We start from the raw sequence: 2,310 nt of genomic DNA, 5'->3' as shown, positions 1-2,310 counted from the left end.
CTAACTACTCTACCAGTGGGGCTATATTTAAGGGCCTCAGCCTCGGTATTTACCACCTTAAAAATATTATCCGAACCAAGATACCCATATCAGCCATTACGTACTGCGCTTGCCTCTGTACTCATTACAAAACACTTCCTCTTCTTATTTATATTGTGAAAACAAAAAGAGCAGCGCATATACGCCACTCTCATTCATCCATTAATTTAGGTGCACGGTGTGGGAAATGAACACACGCCCTTTAGGATTGCTTCACGACACTTGCACCACTCCTTAGACTTTTAGACTTGTGGAAAGGATCGCTCAAAGCGATGGCAGGTATCACGACACCAATGACTGCCCCTAACCACGCCCGTGGACATCTCAAGTAATACCTAACAGTCTCGTTCACAGTCACTCACTCTCCTTTTTTACGAGCGTAATCAAGACCGCCTGCATACTCCTTACCATCAACAATGAGTCGAACTTGCACTGATCTGCTTATAATGTTTGGTACGATCTTGTAATGTTGCATTAGCCATTCACTGTGCTCGTCAATGATGCCAGTGAACTCGCTCATGACTCAGATCTCCTTTTTGTCTTCAAAAGCCCCTCATATTTTTGAGGTGCTCGGACGATTCGTTTTATTTAAAATCAACCACGTGGAAAATCATCAATTTATTTTTACAATTACAACTATGTCATTATAATCTCCATCATTCATATAATCATCAAATCCGATATGCAAATCATGTCCGTCTGAACTTTCTATTTTCATTTTACTCTGAATCCATTCCCCATTAGGAATCGGAGCAGGATAAAAAGAGAAACCCGCGAGGTAGTACGTTGCATCATGATCAGTTCGTGGAATACTCTCATTACTTGGAAAATTATCGGTACTGAGATATTCTTTTATGTTGATGTGATTAAAATCATAGATGGCGAGTCCTTGTGGCCGGTCTGCATTTACAGTATATTCGAATTCCGCTTTTTTATCTTTTGGTATAGTAATTATACTGTACTTACCTCTCTCCAAGTCATGAATAGTGTGGGGGAAAACATCTGCCATGATAAAACAACTCCTTCGTATGTTATTTAGTAAGTATGTGGAGTTTGGGGCTGCTTATTCATTTAACCACGGTCAAGTTATCGGTCATACACATCAACTTACAATCGGGCCCTTCTGTGCTCTACCATTAAGCTAACCGTGCATAATACTGATATTGAAGAAACTAAAAAGGTCGGCACGATAGCCGACCTCCTCACTGCATTTAAATAACTATAATGTGATTATTACAGTTCTCCTCGTGAAGTGCCTATACGAACTGAAAGCTCGCCCTCCATGTATGCTTTACCCGAGGAAAGAGATACATAATACTTATTAGCACCAGGCCAAGCGCTTGAGCTAATTTCACTGTAAGTGCGACCAGGTTCTACAGTTCCAGACAACATTTGTGTACCTGTTTCTGAGCCTCTGTTTACCGAAAATTTAATTGGCTGCTTACCGTCATTACGTATCCATACTTTAACATAGCCATAACCTGAGGGTATATCGAAATTTTCTGTAAGTTCTGTGTTGCGGAGAGTTCTATCAACCACCGATTTAGTGGCATAAGGAGTAATAACATGATCTCCCGCCTTTGGTGTATTCACATCGGTCGATGTGTTTGCAGATTGGGAAACTGCTGTTGAGTCAGTTGCAGCTGATGCAACATCCGTAGCTGCTGCTGAAGCAGATAATGGAATTGCAAGAGCTAGAGACAAAACAGATACTACAGAAGCTTTTTTAATGTTCTTCATACTCATAAGCCTACTTTCTTTGATTTTTTATCCTGTGTACTTTATCAATCAACTAGTATGTATAGAAATTATTAGAGTATTCATGATCGATAAAGTTTTTACAGGTAATAATTATATTTACATTATAAGTCTTTTATTGTAATTATTCAACAAAAAATGGGTTTTGATTCCATGTTAGCAGAAGCCCGGATTTGAACCAGGACCGTGGGGATCTGACCCCCGCAGTGCACCTCGCATTCTGCATGAAACCCCGCCAGACCGCACGAACACGTTTCGTACAGCCTGGGCTTACAGGTAATGATATAAGCTTTGTTGGAATCCGGTACTTGCTTACGCGCCCGGCTGCGCTCCTGATCCACTCTTTAGCGGCTAGGATCACCATGCATGAGGAATGCGCTCGTCAGACGCACATTAGCAAGAATGGAGTAATGTTTATGTGGTCAAGGGATATATAGCACGCCTAGCGCCTTTCGGCTCCCTCCTGCCTTATGCATTGCCCCACAAGGAATAGAATGCCCGCTTGTCCTACCC

The 2,310-nt window shown here is 41.6% G+C and carries 3 protein-coding genes; all 3 read right to left on the bottom strand.

Features of this window, described 5'->3' with window-relative positions:
* Positions 1-397: 397 nt before the first annotated feature.
* The 3 genes from GRP75_RS24670 to GRP75_RS24660 all read right to left on the bottom strand — a co-directional run bounded on the left by GRP75_RS24670 (position 398) and on the right by GRP75_RS24660 (position 1,779).
* Positions 398-559: a hypothetical protein gene (locus tag GRP75_RS24670; RefSeq protein ID WP_160790642.1), complete on the bottom strand. Its 162-nt coding sequence runs from the start codon at positions 557-559 to the stop codon at positions 398-400.
* A 93-nt stretch (positions 560-652) separates the two neighbouring features.
* Positions 653-1,048, bottom strand: coding sequence for a hypothetical protein (locus GRP75_RS24665; protein WP_160790641.1), 396 nt, complete (start codon positions 1,046-1,048; stop codon positions 653-655).
* Positions 1,049-1,272: 224 nt separating this feature from the next.
* Positions 1,273-1,779 carry a hypothetical protein gene (locus GRP75_RS24660; protein WP_237449178.1) on the bottom strand — a complete coding sequence of 169 codons (507 nt, stop codon included), beginning with the start codon at positions 1,777-1,779 and terminating at the stop codon, positions 1,273-1,275.
* Positions 1,780-2,310 lie beyond the last annotated feature (531 nt).

Source organism: Paenibacillus sp. OT2-17, from assembly GCF_009827695.1.
In the GTDB taxonomy this organism is placed as follows: Bacteria; Bacillota; Bacilli; order Paenibacillales; family Paenibacillaceae; genus Paenibacillus; species Paenibacillus polymyxa_B.
The sequence above is the reverse complement of the archived record's forward strand: the minus strand, read 5'-3'. Positions and strand labels throughout refer to the sequence as shown.